General features: G+C 72.2%; 17 protein-coding genes. 9 read left to right on the plus strand and 8 right to left on the minus strand.

Translation table 11 applies throughout. The features are described from left to right. Positions 1-36: 36 nt before the first annotated feature. Positions 37-363 (minus strand): hypothetical protein, encoded by a 327-nt coding sequence (locus AMK10_RS33835; RefSeq protein WP_073753131.1) that lies wholly within the window; start codon positions 361-363, stop codon positions 37-39. A gap of 191 nt (positions 364-554) precedes the next feature. Here AMK10_RS33835 and AMK10_RS33840 point away from each other — a divergent pair, with 191 nt between their 5' ends. Continuing rightward, complete coding sequence (locus tag AMK10_RS33840) at positions 555-1,289, plus strand: HNH endonuclease family protein (RefSeq protein ID WP_073753133.1); 735 nt, start codon at positions 555-557, stop codon at positions 1,287-1,289. Positions 1,290-1,544: 255 nt separating this feature from the next. Here AMK10_RS33840 and AMK10_RS33845 read toward each other — a convergent pair whose 3' ends face one another. Continuing rightward, positions 1,545-2,411, minus strand: coding sequence for an SCO6745 family protein (locus AMK10_RS33845; RefSeq protein ID WP_073753135.1), 867 nt, complete (start codon positions 2,409-2,411; stop codon positions 1,545-1,547). 104 nt (positions 2,412-2,515) lie between these two features. On the opposite strand from AMK10_RS33845, the gene AMK10_RS33850 reads away from it, so the two are divergent. After that, the gene (locus AMK10_RS33850; RefSeq protein WP_073753137.1) at positions 2,516-3,100 is read left to right on the plus strand and encodes a TetR/AcrR family transcriptional regulator; all 585 of its coding nucleotides are present in this window, start codon (positions 2,516-2,518) and stop codon (positions 3,098-3,100) included. On the opposite strand, the gene mfd is transcribed toward AMK10_RS33850, so the two are convergent. After that, positions 3,078-6,608 (minus strand): transcription-repair coupling factor, encoded by a 3,531-nt coding sequence (gene mfd, locus AMK10_RS33855; protein ID WP_073753139.1) that lies wholly within the window; start codon positions 6,606-6,608, stop codon positions 3,078-3,080. The two genes, AMK10_RS33850 and mfd, sit on opposite strands and share 23 nt — an antisense overlap. Before the next feature lie 182 nt (positions 6,609-6,790). On the opposite strand from mfd, the gene AMK10_RS33860 reads away from it, so the two are divergent. Both AMK10_RS33860 and AMK10_RS33865 read left to right on the plus strand, forming a co-directional pair. Beyond that, entirely contained in the window at positions 6,791-7,036 is a 246-nt protein-coding gene (locus AMK10_RS33860) for a type II toxin-antitoxin system Phd/YefM family antitoxin (protein WP_073753141.1), read from the plus strand. Further along, positions 7,033-7,407 carry a type II toxin-antitoxin system VapC family toxin gene (locus tag AMK10_RS33865; protein WP_073753143.1) on the plus strand — a complete coding sequence of 125 codons (375 nt, stop codon included), beginning with the start codon at positions 7,033-7,035 and terminating at the stop codon, positions 7,405-7,407. Before AMK10_RS33860 ends, AMK10_RS33865 begins: the two co-directional genes overlap by 4 nt. Positions 7,408-7,491: 84 nt before the next feature. Here the strand turns inward: AMK10_RS33865 and AMK10_RS33870 are convergent, their stop codons facing one another. Both AMK10_RS33870 and AMK10_RS33875 read right to left on the minus strand, forming a co-directional pair. Then, entirely contained in the window at positions 7,492-10,074 is a 2,583-nt protein-coding gene (locus AMK10_RS33870) for an ABC transporter permease (RefSeq protein WP_073753145.1), read from the minus strand. Beyond that, positions 10,071-10,859 carry an ABC transporter ATP-binding protein gene (locus AMK10_RS33875; protein WP_073753147.1) on the minus strand — a complete coding sequence of 263 codons (789 nt, stop codon included), beginning with the start codon at positions 10,857-10,859 and terminating at the stop codon, positions 10,071-10,073. Before AMK10_RS33875 ends, AMK10_RS33870 begins: the two co-directional genes overlap by 4 nt. 343 nt (positions 10,860-11,202) lie before the next feature. Between AMK10_RS33875 and AMK10_RS33880 the strand changes: the two genes are divergently transcribed. The 3 genes from AMK10_RS33880 (at position 11,203) to AMK10_RS33890 (ending at position 15,054) form a co-directional block, all read left to right on the plus strand. Beyond that, positions 11,203-12,819: an MFS transporter gene (locus AMK10_RS33880; RefSeq protein ID WP_107428553.1), complete on the plus strand. Its 1,617-nt coding sequence runs from the start codon at positions 11,203-11,205 to the stop codon at positions 12,817-12,819. 157 nt (positions 12,820-12,976) lie between these two features. Continuing rightward, entirely contained in the window at positions 12,977-13,450 is a 474-nt protein-coding gene (locus tag AMK10_RS33885) for a DUF485 domain-containing protein (RefSeq protein ID WP_073753151.1), read from the plus strand. Next, positions 13,447-15,054 (plus strand): sodium/solute symporter, encoded by a 1,608-nt coding sequence (locus tag AMK10_RS33890; protein WP_073753153.1) that lies wholly within the window; start codon positions 13,447-13,449, stop codon positions 15,052-15,054. Before AMK10_RS33885 ends, AMK10_RS33890 begins: the two co-directional genes overlap by 4 nt. 9 nt (positions 15,055-15,063) lie before the next feature. Here AMK10_RS33890 and AMK10_RS33895 read toward each other — a convergent pair whose 3' ends face one another. The 3 genes from AMK10_RS33895 to AMK10_RS33905 all read right to left on the minus strand — a co-directional run bounded on the left by AMK10_RS33895 (position 15,064) and on the right by AMK10_RS33905 (position 19,595). Continuing rightward, a complete protein-coding gene (locus AMK10_RS33895; RefSeq protein WP_073753155.1) occupies positions 15,064-15,960 on the minus strand; it encodes a cellulose-binding protein in 897 nt (298 codons plus the stop codon). Positions 15,961-16,149: 189 nt separating this feature from the next. Beyond that, the gene (locus AMK10_RS33900; protein ID WP_443333130.1) at positions 16,150-18,612 is read right to left on the minus strand and encodes an SUKH-4 family immunity protein; all 2,463 of its coding nucleotides are present in this window, start codon (positions 18,610-18,612) and stop codon (positions 16,150-16,152) included. A gap of 5 nt (positions 18,613-18,617) precedes the next feature. Beyond that, positions 18,618-19,595 (minus strand): SMI1/KNR4 family protein, encoded by a 978-nt coding sequence (locus AMK10_RS33905; protein ID WP_073753159.1) that lies wholly within the window; start codon positions 19,593-19,595, stop codon positions 18,618-18,620. Between the two features lie 238 nt (positions 19,596-19,833). On the opposite strand from AMK10_RS33905, the gene AMK10_RS33910 reads away from it, so the two are divergent. Both AMK10_RS33910 and AMK10_RS33915 read left to right on the plus strand, forming a co-directional pair. Continuing rightward, complete coding sequence (locus tag AMK10_RS33910; protein WP_073753160.1) at positions 19,834-20,355, plus strand: YwqJ-related putative deaminase; 522 nt, start codon at positions 19,834-19,836, stop codon at positions 20,353-20,355. An 11-nt stretch (positions 20,356-20,366) separates the two neighbouring features. After that, on the plus strand, positions 20,367-20,885 hold the full coding sequence (locus AMK10_RS33915; protein ID WP_073753161.1) for an SUKH-3 domain-containing protein: 519 nt from the start codon (positions 20,367-20,369) through the stop codon (positions 20,883-20,885). Positions 20,886-20,911 lie beyond the last annotated feature (26 nt).

Below are 20,911 nucleotides of genomic sequence, written 5' to 3' on the forward strand. Positions count from 1 at the left end.
GGGTGCGGGCGCCCGGCCACCGCCCCGGCCGCCCGCTCACACGTAGCTGCCGACGATGAGCACACCCGTGGGCACGAGGGTCAGCAGCACCCCGGACGGCCAGTACACGCGCGGGTTCAGAGCGGCCCTGCGCCCCACCGGCTCGTTGACCATCCACCAGATGATCCCGAAGGCGGCCCACACCGGGACGATGATGACCAGCCAGAGCATCATGCCGTCGTTCTCCGTCGGCTCACGGCTGGTCCAGCCGACGTCCGCGAGCGGGCCGTTCGTCAGGAAGTACCACGCCAGCCACACGGGAATCACGCCCGGAACGCCGAGCAGAAGATTCGCCCCCACGGCCGTCAGCCGCCATTTCCACATGCCCGAAGTATCCACACCCCGCCGCTCCCACCGCCCCTCCGGCGGCGCACGGCCGACGCGCCCTCCCGGCCTCCCCGGCCCTGCGCCTACGCTGATGCCTCGTGACCCGTCTCCGCGCAACACCCTCGTCCCGGCGCCCCGCAGGGCGCCCCGCCCGGCTCCTCCCCTCCGGCCCGGCCGCCGGCTGCGCCGTGGTGGCGCTCGGGGTGCTGCTGACGGGCTGCACCGGTACCGAATTCCCCGAGGGCGGCGGTCTTCCGGGCGGCGGGGTCTCCTCGGCCGCGCCGGACGGCCACGGGACGAGCCCCCTGGACGATCCCGACGGCACGAAGCCGGGCCTGGCGGCGGTCTCCTCGGAGAAGGACGAGGCGGCGGGCCGCGATCTGATCTCCGGGCTGTCGACGAAGGGCCGCGGGCCGAAGACGGGTTACGAGCGGGACAAGTTCGGCTACGCGTGGATGGACACGGCGGACGGCATCCCGCTGGCCAGGAACGGCTGCGACACCCGCAACGACCTCCTGAAGCGCGACGGCCAGGACCTCGAGTTCCGTTCCGGATCCGACTGCGTCGTCGTCTCGATGACCCTGCACGACCCGTACACCGGCAAGGACATCGACTGGAAGAAGGCCGAGGCCTCGGCCGTACAGATAGACCATGTGGTGCCGCTGTCGTACGCCTGGCAGATGGGCGCCGCCCGCTGGTCCGAGAGCAAACGCAAGCAGCTCGCGAACGACCCGCTCAACCTCATCCCGGTCGACGGGCCCGCCAACGGCTCCAAGAGCGACTCCGGCCCGGCCTCCTGGCTGCCGCCGGACAAGAAGATCCGCTGCTCGTACGCGGTGCGGTTCGCGCAGGTCTCCCTGAAGTACGAGATGTCCGTGACCTCGGCGGACAAGGAGATGATGCTGGAGCAGTGCGGCGGCTGACCCGGCACCCCTCGCACCCCCGGGCCGTCACCCCGGGCCCGCCACCCGGGGTCCCTCACCCGACGCCACCTTGACCAGGCGTCCGTAACCCGGGGCCCTTCACCCGACGCCCGCGTGGCCAGGCGCCCGCCCCCCAAGACCCGTGACCCGGCACGCGCCCGCGCACCCGCACCCGCGCCCGCGCACCCGCACCCGCACCCGCACCCGCACCCGCACCCGCACCCGCACCCAGGGTCAGCCCGCCGCGCCCCGGGCTCACACCTTGCCGATGCCCAGCGTCGTCTCGGACGGCAGCAGTCCCGAGCCGATCACCTCCACCCAGATCGGCCCCAGCAGCTCCACGAGCCGGTCCCGCTCCCCGGAGCCGAGCGCCGCCCAGGGGCCCGACGCGCTCTCGTCCGTGCGCCGTTCGACCTCCGCGCGCAGTGCCCGTCCGGCGGTCGTGGCCGTCCCGTCCGCCTCCAGCAGTCCCCGCGCGGCCAGCCTGCCGCGCGCCGCGTCCCACTCCTGCGCACTCCACCCCCGGCTCGCGAACACCTCCGGGCGGGCGGCGCCGATCGCGGCGAAGGAGACCAGCGACTCCACCGGGTCCAGGCCCGCCGCCACGAGTGCCGCGACATGGCCGTCCCCGCGGTGCTCCCGCAGGACCGTCGCGGCCTGCCAGAGCACCAGATGCGGGGCCTCGGGCCATGGCAGTGCCGCGTTGGCCGCGGCGAGCGGGCGGCCCCGCACATCGGCGGCGAGCGCCGCACGCCGGGCGAGGCCGGCGGCCTCGGCGAACTCCGGGCCGTGGACCCGGTCGCCGAACAGCGCGCCGTACGCCCGGCCGACGGCACGCGTCCGGGCCGCGAGCACCGCGTCCGGGGTGGCCACGGACCAGCCGGCCGGGACGTAGGACGCGGTCATCGCCGGACTGAAGCTGTGGAAGGTTTCCGTCACCCGGTCCGCCCCGACCGCGCCCAGCGGCGCCGCGCGCCAGGCGAAGTAGCCCGGCCAGCGCTCGTGGGTGGCGTACCCCAGCGCGGCAGCCTCGTCGACGGCCTCCGGCGCGTAGTAGAGGACGGCGTGCAGCGGCTCCAGCAGATGCCACATCCTGCGTACGAGCCCCAGTTCGTCGGACATGTCGGCCTCCCGCTCGGCACTTCATCTTGGCAGTGACTAGATCCCCAGGGTGGACCTCTCCCCGGTAACTTGTCAATGACTAGATTCCGCGTACCGTACGTCCCATGAGCAGTGAACGCACCTACCACCACGGCGACCTGCGGCGCGCCGTCCTCGGCGCCGCACTCGACGTCATCCGGGCCGACGGTCCCGACGCCCTGTCCCTGCGCGATCTGGCCCGCCGGGCGGGTGTCTCGCACGCCGCACCGGCCCACCACTTCAAGGACCGCACCGGCCTGCTCACCGCCGTGGCCGCCGAGGGCTACACCCTCTTCGCCGACGCCCTGACGGACGCGCCGGACCTACGGGAGCGGGGCGTGGCCTACGTGCGCTTCGCGACCGGGCACCCCGCGCACTTCCAGGTGATGTTCCGCCCCGAGCTCCACCGCGCCGACGACCCGGACCTGCTCGCCGCGAAGGAACGCGCCACCGAGGCCCTGCGCGCCGGGATCAGCGGCCTCTCCGACGCCGACCGCGGTGACGACGCCCGGCTCGCGGGCATCGCCGCCTGGTCCCTCGCCCACGGCTTCGCCACCCTCCTGCTCAGCGGCAACCTGGAAGGACCCGTCGACGGCCGGGACCCCGCCGAGGTGTTCCGCGTCCTCGCCGGGCTCCTCTTCGACAGCCCTACGAACCGAGAATCGTCGTGAGGAACTCCCCGGTCCACGACAGGAGTTCGCGGCCCACCACCGGCTTCCCGCCGATCCGGCCCGCCGTCGGCCTCGGCACCAGGATCTGACGCGTGGCCGGCTTGAAGATCGTCTTCGGGTGCAGCCGCTTCAGCCGCAGCTCCTGCGACTCGCGCAGCTCCACCGGCGCGAAGCGGACGTTCGGTCCCTGGAGCACGATCTCGCCCACCCCGCAGGCCCTCGCCAGCATCCGCAGACCGGCCACCAGCAGGAGGTTCTCCACCGGCTCCGGCAGCTTGCCGTAGCGGTCGGTGAGCTCCTCGCGCACCGCCCTGATGTCCTCCTCCGAGTTCGCGGAGGCGATCGCGCGGTACGCCTGGAGGCGCAGCCGCTCCCCCGGGGCGTAGTCGTGCGGGACGTGCGCGTCGACCGGGAGCTCGATCTTGACCTCCAGCGGCGGCTCCTCCTCGGCCCCGCCGTCCACCGCCGCCCGGTAGTCCGCCACCGCCTCGCCGACCATCCGGATGTACAGGTCGAAGCCGACCCCCGCGATGTGGCCGGACTGCTCACCGCCGAGCAGATTTCCGGCGCCGCGGATCTCCAGGTCCTTCATCGCCACGTACATGCCCGCACCCATCTCGGTGTGCTGGGCGATCGTCGCGAGGCGCTCGTGCGCGGTCTCGGTGAGCGGCTTCTCCGGCGGATACAGGAAGTAGGAGTAGCCCCGGTCACGGCCGCGGCCGACACGGCCGCGCAGCTGGTGCAGCTGCGAGAGGCCGAAGTTGTCGCCGCGCTCCACGATCAGCGTGTTGGCGTTGGAGATGTCGATGCCGGACTCGACGATCGTCGTCGAGACCAGCACGTCGAACCGCTTCTCCCAGAAGTCGACGACGACCTGCTCCAGCTGGCTCTCGCCCATCTGCCCGTGCGCCGTGGCGATCCGCGCCTCGGGCACGATCTCGCGCAGCCGCGCGGCGGCCCGGTCGATGGACTCCACCCGGTTGTGGATGTAGAACACCTGCCCCTCACGCAGGAGTTCACGACGCACGGCCGCGCCGATCTGCTTCTCCTCGTACGGGCCGACGAAGGTCAGGACCGGGTGGCGCTCCTCCGGGGGCGTCGTGATCGTCGACATCTCGCGGATGCCGGTCACGGCCATCTCGAGCGTACGGGGGATGGGGGTCGCCGACATCGTGAGCACGTCCACGTTGGCCCGGAGCTTCTTCAGCTGCTCCTTGTGCTCGACACCGAAGCGCTGCTCCTCGTCGACGATGACCAGGCCCAGGTCCTTGAACTTCGTCTCCGACGAGAACAGCCGGTGCGTGCCGATGACCAGGTCGACCGAGCCGTCCTTGAGCCCCTCCAGCGTCGCCTTCGACTCGGTGTCCGACTGGAAGCGGCTCAGTGCCCGTACGTTGACGGGGAACTGGGCGTACCGCTCGGTGAACGTGCCGAAGTGCTGCTGGACCAGCAGCGTCGTGGGCACCAGGACCGCGACCTGCTTGCCGTCCTGGACCGCCTTGAAGGCCGCCCGCACCGCGATCTCCGTCTTGCCGTAACCGACGTCGCCGCAGATCAGCCGGTCCATCGGGACGGACTTCTCCATGTCCTCCTTGACCTCGGCGATCGTGGACAGCTGGTCGGGCGTCTCCGCGTACGGGAAGGCGTCCTCCAGCTCGCGCTGCCACGGGGTGTCCGGGCCGAAGGCGTGGCCGGGGGCCGCCATCCGCGCCGAGTACAGCTTGATCAGGTCGGCGGCGATCTCCTTGACCGCCTTCTTCGCCCGCTGCTTCGTCTTCGTCCAGTCGGCGCCGCCGAGCCGGTGCAGGGTCGGTGCCTCCCCGCCGACGTACTTGGTGACCTGCTCCAGCTGGTCGGTGGGGATGTACAGGCGGTCGCCCGGCTGGCCGCGCTTGGCGGGGGCGTACTCGACGAGGAGGTACTCGCGGGTCGCGCCCTGCACCGTGCGCTGCACCATCTCGATGTAGCGGCCGACACCGTGCTGCTCGTGCACGATGTAGTCGTCCGCCTGGAGGGTCAGCGGGTCGATCGACTTGCGGCGGCGGGCCGGCATCCGGCCCAGGTCCTTGCTGGCCGTGCGCTGCCCGGTCAGGTCCGTCTCGGTCAGCACCGCCAGCTTCAGGGCCGCGTCGACGAAGCCGTGGTCGATCGCCCCGCACGAGACATGGACGAGCGACGGCGCGAGATCGGCCAGGTCCGGGTCGAGGCGGGCCGCGATGCCCTCGCCGCCGAGCACCTCCACGGTGCGCGACGCGGGCCCCTGCCCCTCGGTGACGTACACCGTGCGCCAGCCCTCGGCCAGCCATCCCTTGGTGTCCGCGAGCGCCCGGGCGGTGTCGCCCCTGTACGCCTCCGGGGCCCGCATCCCGAGCTTCAGGGTGTCGTCGTCCAGCTCGTCGTCCGCGGCGAACGGCGAGACCGACCACCACAGCATGCCCAGCTCACGGGCCCGGTCCCGGACATCGGCGATGCCCCACAGGGAGGCCGCGCCGACATCGATCGGGGCCTGGCCGCCGCCCGCCGTGGCCGCCCAGGACGCCTGGAGGAACTCCTGGCTGGTCGCGACGAGGTCCGCGGCCCTGGTGCGCACCCGCTCGGGGTCGCAGACCACCGCCATCGAGCCCTGCGGCAGGACGTCGAGCAGCAGCTCCATCTCGTCGACGAGGACCGGGGCGAGCGACTCCATGCCCTCGACCGCGATGCCCTCTGCGATCTTCCCGAGCAGTTCGCCCAGCTCGGGGTGTTCCTCCGCGAGGGCCGCCGCCCTCGACCGCACGTCCTCGGTGAGCAGCAGCTCACGGCAGGGCGGGGCCCACAGTCCGTGCTCGGCGACCTCCAGGGAGCGCTGGTCGGCGATCTTGAAGTAACGGATCTCCTCGACGTCGTCGCCCCAGAACTCCACCCGCAGGGGGTGCTCCTCGGTCGGCGGGAAGACGTCCAGGATGCCGCCGCGCACGGCGAACTCGCCCCGCTTCTCGACCAGTTCCACACGGGCGTACGCCGCCGCCGCGAGGGCGTCCACGACCTCGCCCAGATCCGCGCTCTGCCCGCTGCTCAGCGCCACGGGCTCCAGGTCGCCGAGCCCCTTGACCTGCGGCTGGAGCACGGAGCGCACGGGCGCGACGACCACCCGGACCGGACCGGTCTCCGGGTCGTCCTCCCGGGGGTGCGCGAGCCTGCGCAGCACCGCGAGACGGCGTCCCACGGTGTCCGAGCGGGGCGAGAGCCGCTCGTGGGGCAGCGTCTCCCAGGAGGGGAACTCCGCCACGGTGTCCGGGGGCAGCAGGGTCCGCAGCGCGGCCGCCAGGTCCTCGGCCTCACGGCCGGTCGCGGTGACGGCGAGCACCGTACGCCCGGCGTCCCGGGCCAGCGCCGCCACGGCGAAGGGACGCGCGGCGGGCGGGCCCACCAGGTCGACATGGGGCCGGTGGCCGTCGGAGGCGGCCTTCACCGCTTCGGAGAGCGCCGGGTCGGTGACGACGACGTCCAGCAGACCGTGCAGGCTCATGAAGGTTCCGTCCGGTGTGGCGAGTGAGCAACGCGAAGGGCCCGACACGTGGCACGGGCCGGGGGCTCCCAGCGTACGACGCCGGTGTGTCACTCGCGCGAGGGAACGCCGTTGTCCGTACGGGGGCGGCGGGGCTAGCCTTAGTCCGGTAGCTAGTCCACTTCTGGCCCGAGCGAGGCGTCATGGAAGCAGCCCGGCAGTACAACGTGCACGAGGCCAAGACCCACTTCTCCCGGATACTGCAACAGGTCGAGACCGGCGAGGAGGTCGTGATCAGCCGGGCGGGCGAGCCCATCGCGAAGGTCGTGCCTCTGCGGTCCAAGGTCAACCGGACCGATTACGGGGCGCTCCGGGGGCAGATCCACATCCCGGACGACTTCGACGAACTCCCGGACGACGTCGCCGAAGCCTTCGGGATGCGCGGATGAGGCTCCTGCTCGACACACACGTCGTCCTGTGGTGGCTGGACGCCTCGCCGGAACTCCCCGAGGAGATCCGGGAGCTGCTGCGCACCGAGTCCGACGTCCGTGTCAGCGCCGCGACACCGTGGGAGATCGCGATCAAGCAGGGCCTGGGAAAACTGCAGGGAACCCAGGATCTCGCCGAACGGGCCAGGGACATGCAGTTCAGGCCCTTGCCGGTCACGGCCGAGCACGGCGTCAAGGCCGGCCGCCTCCCCCCGCTCCACCACGACCCGTTCGACCGCATCCTCGTCGCCCAGGCCCAGACGGAGGGGCTGACGATCGTCACCCGCGACAAGTGGATCCCCCAGTACGACGTGCCGGTCATGCACGCCTGACCACCCCCGCACACGACGCGATCCGGCCCCGGGGCGTTTGGAGGAACGCCCCGGGGCCGGATCAGTCATCCTACGGCCGGGCCGTCACCCGTCGGTGGCGATCGCGTTCAGGACGTTCATCCGGCCGGCCCGGAAGGCCGGGACCAGTGCGGCGAACAGTCCGACGAAGGCCGAGGCGACGAACACGGTGACGATCGTCGGCCAGGGGATCTCCAGGACCTCGAGCCCTTCCAGGGCCAGCAGCTTCTGGGCCGAGGTGCCCCAGCCCATGCCCAGGCCGAGTCCGAGCAGCGCGCCGAAGAGGGCGATGACGACGGACTCCAGCCGGATCATGCGCCGCAGCTGGCGGCGGGAGAGGCCGATCGCCCGCATCAGGCCGATCTCGCGGGTCCGCTCGACCACCGACAGGGCCAGGGTGTTCACCACTCCGAGCACCGCGACGATGATCGCCAGGGCGAGCAGGCCGTACACGATGTTCAGCAGCTGGCCGATCTGGTCCTTCAGGTCCTCCTTGAAGTCGGCCTGGTTCTGGACCTTGTACTGCGGGTAGGCCGCGAGCGAGCTCTTGAGGGCGGCGTACGCCTCCTTCTCCTTGCCGTCCTCCGCCGACGCGAACATGATCATGTTCTTGGGCATGCTGTCGGCGTCGACGTACCGCTCGGCGGTGGTGACGTTGGTGTAGTTCGCGCCCCGGTCGACGTTCGTGTCGTCCGAGGTGATCGCGGCGACCTTCAGCTTCGCGGTGTCGCCGGCCTTGAAGGCGACGGTGATGTCGTCGCCGACCTCGATCCCGTGCAGGGCGGCGTAGTCCGATCCGACCGACATGGAGTCGGCGCCGTACGCCTTCGCCAGGTCACCGGCGGTGGTCTTGCGCCGCAGGTCCCGCGGGTACGTCGGGTCGGCGGCGGTGACCTGCTCGTCGGCGGTCGAGCCGTCGGGGTTGGTGAACGTCGCGGAGAGCACCCGGTAGTCCGTGACGTGCTCGATGCCGGGGACCTTCTCGATGGCCTGTGCGGCCTGCGGCACGATGAGCTGGCCGGTGTTCGACTGGACGATGAAGTCCGTGCCGACCGACTTGTCGAGCTCGTCGGTGGCCGAGGCGACCATGGACGAGCCTACGACCGACAGGCACGCCACCAGGGCGAGGCCGATCATGAGGGCCGCGGCGGTGGCTCCTGTACGCCGGGGGTTGCGCAGCGCGTTGCGCTCCGCCAGCCGCCCGACCGGGCCGAAGAGCCGCAGGACGACGGCGCCGAGCACCCGCACGACGACACCGGCGAGCAGCGGGCCGATCACGATGAAGCCGATGAGGCTGAGGACCACGCCCAGGCCGAGGTAGAGCGAACCCTCGCTCGCCTCGTCCGCCCGGGTCGCCGTCCACAGGCCCGCGGCACCGGCACCGGTGAGGACCAGGCCGAGCGCGGCCCGTACCCAGCCGGACCTGGCGTCCGCCGGGGTGCCGGCGTCGCGCAGGGCGGCCATCGGGGAGACCTTCCCGGCGCGGCGGGCCGGGACGTACGCGGCGAGGACGGTGACGACGATGCCGAGCGCCAGCCCGATCGCCGGTGTCGTCCAGGCGATGGTGAGGTCCCTGGTGGACAGCTCCATGCCCACGGCGCCCATGAGCTTCATCAGCCCGACGGCGAGCCCGATGCCCGCGCCGACGCCGAGGACCGATCCGACGACGCCCAGGAGCACCGCTTCGACCAGCACGGACCGGTTGACCTGCTTGCGGCTGGAGCCGATGGCCCGCATCAGGCCGATCTCGCGGGTGCGCTGGGCGACCAGCATCGAGAAGGTGTTGACGATCAGGAAGATGCCGACGAGGAAGGCGATCCCGGCGAAACCGAGCATCGCGTACTTCATGACGTCCAGGAAGGAGCCCATGGAGTCCTTGCCGTCCGCCGCGGCCTCCTCCTGGGTGCGCAGCTTGTACGAGGCCGTGTCGCCGAGGGCGGTGGCGACGTTCTTCTTCAGCAGGGTGTCGCTGACGCCGGGTTCGGCGGTGACGGAGATGTGGGTGAAGACACCGGGGGCGCCCAGCAGCTTCTGCTGTGCGGTGGCGGTGTCGAGGTAGACGACGGCCGCACCGGGGTTGGTCACGGTGAAGGAGGCGATACCGCTGATCCTCGACCTGATGTCACCGGTGACGGCGATCGTGCGCACCTCGTCGCCGATCTTCAGGTGGTGCTTCTCGGCGGTGTCGGCGTCGATCATCGCCTCGGTGGGGCCGCGCGGGGCGTGGCCGGAGGTGATCTCCATGGAACGCAGGTCGTTCCCGGTCCAGTTGCCCGCGATGGTCGGGGCGCCGGTGTCCGAGCCGAGGTTCTTGTCGCGGCTGTCGACGAGGGTCACGGACATGCTGGTGACCGCGCCCTCGGCCTTCTTCACACCCTCGGCGCCGGCGACCTCGGCCACGACGGACTCGGGGAGCGCCTCGGGCTTGCCGTTCTCCGGGAGGTCGTCGACGGAGGTCGCCTTCTTCGGGCTGACCGTGACATCGGCGGACGTCACCGCGAAGAGCTTGTCGAAGGTGGTGTTCATGGTGTCGGTGAAGACGAGCGTGCCGCAGACGAACGCCACCGACAGCAGGACCGCGATGGCGGAGAGCGCCATCCGCCCCTTGTGCGCGAGGAAGTTGCGCATCGAGGTCTTCCATACGGTCATGACGTCCGCCCGCGCGCGTCGAAGTCCTTCATCCGGTCCAGGACCTGCTCGGCCGTCGGGTTCTGCATCTCGTCGACGAGGGAGCCGTCCGCGAGGTAGAGCACCCGGTCCGCGTAGGAGGCGGCCACCGGGTCGTGGGTGACCATGACGATCGTCTGGCCGAGCTCGTCGACCGACCTGCGCAGGAAGGACAGCACCTCGGCCCCGGCCCGCGAGTCCAGGTTCCCGGTGGGCTCGTCACCGAAGATGATCTCCGGGCGGGCGGCGAGGGCACGGGCCACCGCCACACGCTGCTGCTGGCCGCCGGAGAGCTGGGTGGGCCGGTGCTTCAGCCGCTCGGCGAGGCCGACGGTCTCCACGACCTGCCGCAGCCAGGCGGCGTCGGGCTTGCGGCCCGCGATGTCCATCGGCAGCGTGATGTTCTCGATCGCGTTGAGCGTCGGGAGCAGGTTGAACGCCTGGAAGATGAAGCCGATGCGGTCGCGGCGCAGCTGGGTGAGCTTCTTGTCCTTCAGACCGGTGATCTCGGTGTCGGCGAGGTGGATCTGCCCCGAGGTCACGGTGTCCAGACCGGCGAGGCAGTGCATCAGCGTCGACTTGCCCGACCCGGACGGACCCATGATCGCCGTGAACTGCCCACGGGCGATGTCCACATCGACGTGGTCGAGCGCGACGACCCGGGTCTCCCCCGCCCCGTACGCCTTGACGACCTGCCGCGCCCGCGCTGCGACGGCCGTACGCCCTCCAGTGTCCCCGTGCCTGGGAATGGTTACAGCCGTTGTCACGGTAATTCTCCTATGTCGGTCGATGCGTGGACGTCTCTGCGTACGTTCCGAGTCTGGTGCGCGAGGGGGGTCCGGCGCGCTGGTGCCCAGCGCAGTCTTCACAGGGGGTTTTCCCCACCCCGCCCCCTGCGGCCGGCCACATCCCCCCGGTACAGGAACACGCTAGGGAACGGGGCCCCCGTCTCTCGTCCTCCGGCGGGAGGAACCGCCCCCGGCCCCAAGTACGGAGCTCCCCCTAAGGGTTCGGGACCGCCGGCCAGGACCTGGGTAGGGGGTCGTCCGCCCCTCGGCCACCGTCTCCCGTACGGCCGCCTGCGGTGAGACAGTGTCCTCCGGGAAATAGATGCATAGGGAAGGAACCCCTGTGGGCGGCACGGAAGGCGTCGGCGGTACGGAGAGCCAGGAAGCGGTGCCCGGGACACCACCCACCGGCACGGCACCGGACGCGGTGCGCGCCCGCCGCCGGGTCGCGGCGGCCCTGATGCTCGGCATGGGCCTCGCCGCCCTGGACGGCACGATCGTCGCGACCGCCGTCCCCCAGATCGTCGGCGACCTGGGCGGCTTCGCCGTCTTCTCCTGGCTCTTCTCCGGCTATCTGCTCGCCGTCACCGTCACCCTGCCGGTGTACGGGAAGCTCTCCGACACCTTCGGCCGCAAACCCGTCCTGGTCGCGGGCATCATCCTCTTCCTGGTCGGCTCCGTCCTGTGCGCCGCCGCCTGGAACATGGCCGCGCTCATCGCCTTCCGGGTCGTCCAGGGTCTCGGCGGCGGCGCCCTCCAGGGCACCGTGCAGACCATCGCGGCCGACCTGTACCCCCTCAAGGAGCGCCCGAAGATCCAGGCCAAGCTCTCCACGGTCTGGGCCACTTCGGCGGTGGCGGGGCCCGCGGTCGGCGGGCTGCTCGCCGCGTACGCCGACTGGCGCTGGATCTTCCTGATCAACCTGCCCGTCGGCGCGGTCGCCCTCTGGCTGGTGGTCCGCCACCTCCACGAACCGGCCCGGCCGCGCCCCGCCACCCGTCCCCGGGTCGACTGGGCGGGCGCCCTCGCGGTGTTCGCGACGGGCGCGCTGCTGCTGACCGCGCTCGTCCAGGGAGGCGTCGCCTGGCCGTGGCTCTCCGCGCCCTCGCTCGGGCTGCTGGGGGCGAGCGCCGCGGCGGCCGCCCTGACCGTCGTCATCGAGCGACGGGCCGCCGACCCCGTCATCCCCGGCTGGGTCTGGCGGCGCCGCACCATCGCCTCGGTGAACCTGGCCCTGGGCGCGATGGGGCTGCTCATGGTCGCGCCGACGGTCTTCCTGCCGACGTACGCCCAGTCCGTCCTGGGGCTGGGCCCGATCGCCGCCGGGTTCGTCCTGTCGGTGATGACGCTGAGCTGGCCCGTGGCCGCGGCCCTCTCCGACCGGGTCTACAACCGGATCGGCTTCCGCCGCACCGCGATCACCGGCATGTCCGGGGCCCTGCTCGTCCTGCTCTGCTTCCCGCTGCTGCCCTATCCGGGCGCCGCCTGGCAGCCCGCCCTGCTCATGCTGCTGCTCGGCGCGACCCTCGGCCTCTTCCAGCTTCCGCTGATCATCGGCGTCCAGTCCACGGTCGGCTGGACCGAGCGCGGCACCACCACCGCCTCCGTCCTCTTCTGCCGCCAGGTCGGACAGAGCCTGGGCGCCGCCCTCTTCGGCGCCGTGGCCAACGGCGTGCTCGCCGGCCGGCTCACCGCCGCCGCCGTCCCGGGACTGCCGGGCGACCTGGACGCCGTCTCACACGCCCTGGAGGCCCCGGCGTCCCTGTCCGCCGCCGCGACGGACCATCTGCGCCGGGCCGTCGACACCGCGGTCGACCATGTCTTCGCGGGCGCCGCGGGCGCCGCCGTACTCGCCCTGCTGGTCCTCGTCCTCCTCGCCCCGCGCCGCTTCCCGGTCCTGGACGAACACGGAGACACCTCCCGTACGCCGAAGGACTGAGGGCCGGCCCCGGGACAACTGGCGCGTTACCCACGGTAGTTCACCCATAACGCTCCCCCTCCGCCATACCCGCGAGTAACGTACGCGCTCCCGACAGCGCACCCGCGCCACCGCCTTGCAGCCCGCCCCGGGCCCGAGCCATGCAAGGAGCACCGCCATGCCGCACGACTCGCACCCCCACCCGGTGCGGCCCCACCGGCCCCCGCCACCCTCGTATCCCGGCGACTACCTCATGCCCTGGCAGAGCTCACCACCACCGCCACCGCCCGGCGAGCCCGCCACCGGCCCGCGCCCGGCCCCCGCGCCCGGACGCCACGGCGACCTGCGACGGCTGCGCGCCGCCTACCGCCTGCTGCGCCGCGTCTCCACACTCACCGCGCTCGGCTACTTCACCCTCTTCCTCGTGCTGTCCGGCTACGCCCCCGGCCTGATGACCCGCCCCGTCGGGGACAGCGGACTCACCACCGGCCTCGCCCTCGGCCTGGGCCAGCTCCCCGTCGCGCTCGCCGCCGTCGCCGTCTACGAATGGACCGCCCGCCGCACCGTCGACCCGCTCTGCGCCGGGCTCCGCGACCGGGCCGCACCCACCGGCCCACCGGCCGGCGACCGCAGAAGGGGCACGGACCGGTGAACGGCTTCGAGGAGTCCGCCCGGACGCTCTCGCTGACCGCGTTCATCGCCGTCGCCAGCATCACCCTGCTGCTCTGCGTCATGACCGGACCCGACCGCGACGACCTCGACGGCTTCTGCGCCGGCTACCGCTCGCTCTCACCCCTGCCCGGCGGCCTCGCCATCGCCGGCGACTACCTCTCCGCCGCCACCGTCCTCGGCACCACCGGAGTCATCGCCCTCACCGGCCACGACGGCCTCGTGCTCGCCCTCAGCACCGCGCTCTCACTGGTCCTGCTGATGTTCCTGCTCGCCGAACCCCTGCACCACGCGGGCCGGTTCACCATGGGCGACATGCTCACCCGGCGCACCCCCGGCCGCGCCGCCCGCATCGCGTCCTGCGCCGTCACCCTCGCCGCACTGCTGCCGCTGATGGTCGTCCAGCTCTCCGGCAGCGGCGACCTGCTCGCCTTCATGCTCGGCTTCGACGGCTCCGGCTTCCGCACCGGATCCATCATCACCCTCGGCATCCTCATGATCGGCTACGCGGCCATCGGCGGCATGCGGGGCACCGCCGTCATCCAGATCATCAAGACCCTCGCACTCCTCGGCGCGGGACTCCTCGTCTCCGCACTCGTCCTCGACCGCTTCGACTGGGACACCGCCGCACTCCTGCGCGCCGCCACCGCCGGCAGCGGCGCCGGCAGCGCCTACCTGCACTCCGGGCTCCAGTTCGGCGGCAGCGACCTCGACATGATCAGCTCCGAACTGACCGTCGTGCTCGGCGCCGCCTGCCTCCCCCACATCACCATGCGGATGACCGGCGCGAGCGACGCCCGCGCCGTCCGCCGTTCCCTCTCCTGGGCGGTCGGCGTCGTCGTCGGACTCTGCCTGCTCCTCGCCGTCATCGGCTTCGGCGCCGCGGCCCTCGTCGGACACGACCGCATCACCGCCGCCGGAGCCCAGGGCAACAGCGCGATCCTCCAGGTCACCGGAGCCGTCGCGGGCGGAGGCAAGGCCGGGGCACTCGTCGTCACCACCATGACCACGGCGATCTTCCTGACCCTGCTCGCCTCCGTCGCGGGAATGATCCTGGCCTGCGCCAACTCCCTCGCCCACGACCTCCTCGCCCACGGCCTGCGCCCCGGCAGACCCATGAACGACCGGCGCGCCACGGCCACCGCACGCGGCGCGGCGATCGGCGTGGGAGCCCTCGCCATCGCCCTCGCCGTGCCGGCCAGACACTGGAACGTCCAGGCCCTGGTGACCCTCTCGTTCTGCATCGGGGCGTCCGCCATCGCCCCGGCGCTCGTCTACAGCATGTTCTGGCGCCGCTTCACCCGCACCGGCCTGCTCTGCACCCTCATCGGCGGCACCGCCTGCGTACTCGTCCTGATCACCGGCACCAACCTGGTCTCCGGCTCCCCCGGCTCCGTCTTCCCCGACCGCGACTTCAACTGGTTCCCGCTCACCACGACCGGCCTGGTCTCCATCCCCTTCGGCTTCCTGGCCGGCTGGCTCGGCACCGTACGCGGCCGGAACACCGACCCCGCGGAACAACGCCGGCAGTACGAGGCCGCGGAACCCTGGATCCTCGCGGGAGCCCCGCCCGCCGGACGACGGTGAACCCCGCGCCTACTCCACCGGCCCCGCCACCGCACGCCCCGTCAGAGCCGCCAGCGAACTGCGTACGTGCGCCATGTGCGCCTGCACCTCCTCGCGGCCCTCCTCGTGCTCCCGCAGCACCCGCTCGGTCTCCCGCACGATCCGCTCCTCCGCCACCCGGGCCGCCGACACCAGCTCCGCCGCCCGCGCCTCCGCGTCCTCCTGGCCGTGCCTGGCCGCCTCCTCCGTGTCCGCGAGCTCCCGCCGCGCCCGCGCGAGCAGCGCCTCACCACGGGCCGTCAGCTCCGCCTCGCGCTCCGCCGCGGCGGCCTCCGCCGCGGCGAACCCGGCGTCCGCCGCCTTGCCCCGGTCGCCGTGCTCCTGCTCCTGGTGCGCCAGCACGCTCGCCGTACGCCGACGCGTCCCGTCCATCTCCGCTTCCGCGGCCCCCCGCACCTCGGCCGCCTCCCGGCGCGCGTCCTCCACCAGACCGGCGGCCGAACTCCGCGCCCCGTCCAGCACCTCGTCCGCAGCGGCGTCCGCCGCCGCCCGCGCCACGCCCGCCTGCTCACGCGCCGCCTCACGGACCTCCCGGCCCGCCGAGTCCGCGGCGTCCCGCAGCGCCTGCCCCTCCTCCTGCGCGGCGCCCAGCACCGCCTCCGCCTCGGCCTCCGCCAGCGCCAGGATCTGCCGCGCCCGCTCCCCCAGGGACTGATACGTCTGCGGAGCGAGGGACGCGACCACCTCGCCCAGCCGCGCCGACTCCTCGGCCAGCTCATCGGCCAGCGCCGTCAGCCGGGACAGCCGCTCCAGGGCCCCGTCCCGCTCGGCGGACAGCGAGGCCACCATGCGGTCCACCTGCTCAGGACGGTAACCACGCCCCCGTACACCCACGAAACCGTGCCCGGACACCGGTCCACCACTCATCCCTGAAGCCCTCTTTCCCGCTCTCCGACTCCCCGACCATGACGCAATACGTCAAGGATGCGGTAATTGGCCCGGAAGTCGGAATCGATCAGCCGCTTTCAGGACGTAAGCGTTCCGGATCACAGAACCGCACACAAAAGGCGCCTGCCCCCAAAAGGAGCAGACGCCTCTCGCACACAACCGGTCGGATCAGAGCAGCCCGTCCCACATCTGCTCCAGCAGAACCGACCACCAGCTCTCCGGCGACGCCAGCGCGGCAGGATCGACGGCCACCAGCTGAGCCTGGAAATCAACCGTCCAACGGCCCGCCTGCTCCGGATTCAGCCCGTACCGCAGCCGCCACATCCGGCCGAGCAACGCCATCGACCGCACGAACTCGGGCAGACCCGTGTTCACGAACTGCGGCGGCACCGGCGCACCACCCGGACCCGCCTCCACCGGGACGGCCACGATGTTCGCCGTCCCGTACTGCACACAGATCGCCCGGCCGAAGTCCGAACCCATCACCAGATACGAACCCGCGTCCGACGCCGGCTGAACCTGCCGCTGCGCGGCGAGCTCCGCCAGCGTCGGCACCACCGGGTGACCCGGCTGCGCCCAGAAGAACGGCCCGAAATCGGCGGGCAGACCCGCCCACACCAGCGTCTGCGCCACGACCTCGGGCACACCCTGACGGGACACCGCCCGCTGGTCGAACCGCAGCACACCAGGACCGAACGCCCCGTGCAGCTCCTCCGCCAGCGCCTCCGGCGGAACAGGCATGGCAGGCGGCATCTGCGGCAGCGGCGCCCGCACCGGAGCGGGCCGCGCGGGACCGTCGGCCACCTGGTGCAGCTCACCCTGGTGCGTCAGCAGATGCTGCATGCCCTGCTGCCGGCTCGCGTGATCCGTCCCGTACGGCGCCACACTCGTGATCCGGACCTGCGGCCAGGTCTCCCGGATCATCCGCGCGCAGTACCCACCGGGCAGCTCGCACGACTCCAGCTCCGTGTGCAGCTCGATCACCTGCTGCGGCGGCACACCCATCGCCCGCAGCTCGTGCAGCATCTGCCACTCCGGATGCGGAGTACCCGGCGCCGAACGCCGGATCAGCTGCTGCTCGCTGCCGTCGGCCGCACGGAAGCGCAGCACGGCCTGATAGCCCGGCCCGACCGTCGGCTGACCGGACGGCTGCTGCGGATAGCCGTACGCACCGGGCGGCGGCGGAGTGTGCGAACCCGGCATGCCGGGAGGCGGCGTCGCGCCGGGGCCGACCTGACCGGGACCCGCCAGCATCGTCGCGGCATGGTGCACCCCGCCCCCCGGAGGCGGCGTCGCACCCGGAGGAGGCCCGGGCGGACCGGGAGGACCGGGAGGACCCGGCGGCGTGGAACCGGGCGGAGGCGGCATAGCACCGGGAGCGCCGGGGGCACCCGGAGGACCGGGCGGGCCGGGAGGACCCGGAGGACGCGGCGCGTTCGGGCCGCCGATGCTCGCGTCGGCGAACATCGTCGCGGCCTGGTGCATCCCGCCACCCGGAGGCGGCGTCGAACCCTGCGGGGGTCCCGGCGGACCGGGAGAACCTGGAGGACCGGGAGGCTGAGGAGCACCCGGAGGAGCGGGAGGCTGAGGCGCACCCGGAGCCCCGGGAGGACCCAGCTGCGAGACGAGCTGCGTCGGGACGTACCCACCCACCGGCGCACCGGGCGCGCCCGGACCCGAAGGCGGCGGAGTCGCCCCCGGCCGCACCCCCGGCGTACCCGGCGCACCGGGCGGCGGCGGAGTCGTCGACACCGGCCCCCGCGCACCCCTGGGCGGCACGACGGCCTTGCTCGTCGCCGCATCCGAGATGTCACCAGGACCGGCAGAAGGAGCGGAAGGAGCAGGCGCGGAAGGCGCGGCCGCCCCGGGCGGCGGCGCCTGCGGGTCCAGCCCCGGAACCAGCGCCGTCGGCGGCAGCTGGCTGCCACCCGACATCAGCGCGGTGGGTGCCTCCGCGGACACCACCGGCGGCGGAGTCCCGTCGTCGTCCGAACCCGAGAGCGGAGGCGCGAACACCGTCGCGGGCAGCGCCACGCCACCCTCGTCGCCCTCCGCGTTCGTGTCCGTACCCGCCCAGGGAGTCCCCGACGCGGGCACACCGTCCGACGCCGTCGGCTCATGATCCGGCTGCCCACCGGCCGCCGGCCACGCACTCACACCCGCGTCGGAGCGAGCCGGCGCGGGAACAGAAGGAGAAGAAGGAGGAGAAGACGCCGGATCGTCGGAGGACGGCGCGTCCGCCCCCGCACGACGATCCGGAATACCCAGCTTGTCCGCCGCCTCCTGCAGCCACTCCGGCGGACTCAGCAGGAACGACGTCTGATTCAGATCGATACGCTGCGGCGGCTCCGGAGCAGGCTCCGCCACCGCGGACACCCCGTACTCCTCCTCGTACCGCCGTATCACCTCGCCCACAGGCAGCCCCGGCCACAAGGTGGCCTCACCGCTGTCACGAGCGATCACCAGCCGCTGACGGCCACCGTCCGAAACCGGACCCTCGGCCCGGTCCTCGGCCCACACCACGAAACCCAGCTCGAACTCACGGACCCGGACCTCACGGTGCTGATACGCGGGCACGTCACCGTTGACCCACTCATCCGCCCGCTCCTGCGCCTGCGCGAACGTCACCACCGCGCTCACCCCTCCACCGGGACGGCCCGCGCGAAGCCACCGTCCACCATCAGGTTCGCCACCGTCTCCAGCTCCGGCGGATTGCCCGCGAGACGCTGAAGGAAAGCATCGAAGTCCTCACCGCACGGCAGCAGCAACCGGTCCACCCGCTCCTGCACACCCCAGCCGTCCTGGTCCCGCGCGTCGTCGAAGGCGCAGAACCACACCGACCCCACACCACCGCCCCGCACCTTCACAGCCAGGATGCCGCCCTGGACGAAACCCACGCCCAGGAAGTCCTTCGTGAAGTGATCCCGCAGACACTTGTTGACGTACACCAGGTCGTTCATCGCGGCTTCCTCGCGCACCGTGAAGAACGGCTGGTCCACCAGCAGCCCCAGCTCCGCGTCCAACGCGGCACCCACCGGAGCCGAACCACCCGCGGCCTTCAGGAACGAACGGTAGGCCCCCGGAAGGCGGTACCCGAGATCCTCCTCGACCCCCAGGATCTGCTGCTCACCCACGGCGACAGCGCCCTTCGGCAGCCGGAAATGAGCAGGCCTCGTCTCCTGCAACGGCCGCGTACCCCGACGGTTCTGATCCACCGGAGTCGTCGCCAGACCACCGTGATGACGCAACAGCGCCTTCACCTCGACCGGAACCAGCTCCATCCGCCGGCCACCCGCCACGTGATGCCACGTCCAGCCGTGCGGAGTCGCCACCGCGGGAATCGTGTCCCACAGCTCATGACCACTCGCCGCGAGCGCCGCGTTCGCCGACACGTAGTCCGTCAGCCGCAGCTCGTCGATCCCGAAACCCGGAGGCGGATCAGCGATCTCCGCGGCGGCACGCGCGTACGGCGAAAGCACCGGATAGCCGTTGCCGTCCACCTGCACACCTCTGGGGTGGCGGGACGCCCGGACAGGATCCGGGAAATGCACGACCTGCCCGGCATAGGCCGCGTTCGGTGGCGCGGCTTGCTGCCCGAGCCGACCTGTCGTCATGGCGGTTGCCCCCTGCTGCGTCTGGTGTTCCGCACAGCCTATGCGGTGGCGCAACCAGGCCCCCCGCCCCCGCACTCCCACTCACCCAACGTCACCGTCGCGTGACGGACGCGCGACAACGGGGCCGCCCGCCCGCGACACGAAGACCCGTTTCACCCACCCAGCTTCCCCACCACCCTGCATATTTGGCAGGCTGTCCCCCGCAACTCGGGGGATTGCAGGGAGGGACACCAGCACCATGCGCACAGCACAAACAGTCACATCCGGAGACCCGCGACTCAGTTGGAGCACCACCGAGCCCCACCGCCCACCCCAGCTCCACCACCGCCGCGACGGCATCCTGCCCGCCGTGGCCGCAGCCCTGTCCGTACGCGGAGAAACCCTCACCTGCACCGCAGGCAAGGGCGACCAGCCCCCGGTCCTCCACCCCCTCGTACAGGACTTCCTCGACACCCTCGGCAGCAACCAGCGCGAACGCTTCACCGGCCGCTGCCCCGAAGCCATACTCCTGTCACGACAGCTCACCGCCGCCGACGACAGCCGCTCCAAACGCGCCCAGCGCAAACCCCTCACCAACGGCGAGGCCCGCCGCGCGCTCAAGCACGCCCGCCTCACCGCCCGCCGCATCCGCGAGGACGGCGACCCCCTCCACGGCAGCTACGCGCCACCCTGCCGCTCCTGCACCGAGATGCTCGCCCACTTCGGCGTGCGCCCCGTCGACCTCACCAACGGTGCGGCGACCACAGCCGAGAAGGGCTGAGCAACAGCACCATGCGTGAACGAACCGACGTACCCGCCCAGCAGGACCGCACCTCCACCACCCGCTTCCCCGTCGCCGTGGACGCCGCGCTCCGCGACGCCGGATGGCAGCCCGGACGCTGGGACATCCGCCAGGCCGAGGAGTGGGCCGACGCACTCCGCTCCCACGCGTCCCCCGCCGGACACCAGCACGCCGTGTTCCCCGCCGCCGTCGAGGCCTGGGCCGAATTCGGCGGACTCCACATCAGCTCCACCGCACCCGGCCGGCAGATCGCCACCGCCACCGTGCACATCGACCCGCTCAGCGGCCTCCACCTCGCACGCACCCTGGGCGACCTCGGACGCGCACTCGAAACAGAGGTCGCACCCCTCGGCGAAGAAGGCGACGGACAAGCCGTCCTCGCCATCGACAGCGAAGGACGCGTCTACTCCATCGACCACACCGGAGACTGGTACCTCGGCTCCGACATCGACCGCGCCCTCGAAACACTGATGACAGGCGTACAACCGGCCAGGCTCACGTCGGGCTGAGCGCACCGGGCCGAGGCAACCCCTTC

It is taken from the genome of Streptomyces sp. CB02058 (assembly GCF_001905505.1).
Taxonomy (GTDB): domain Bacteria; phylum Actinomycetota; class Actinomycetes; order Streptomycetales; family Streptomycetaceae; genus Streptomyces.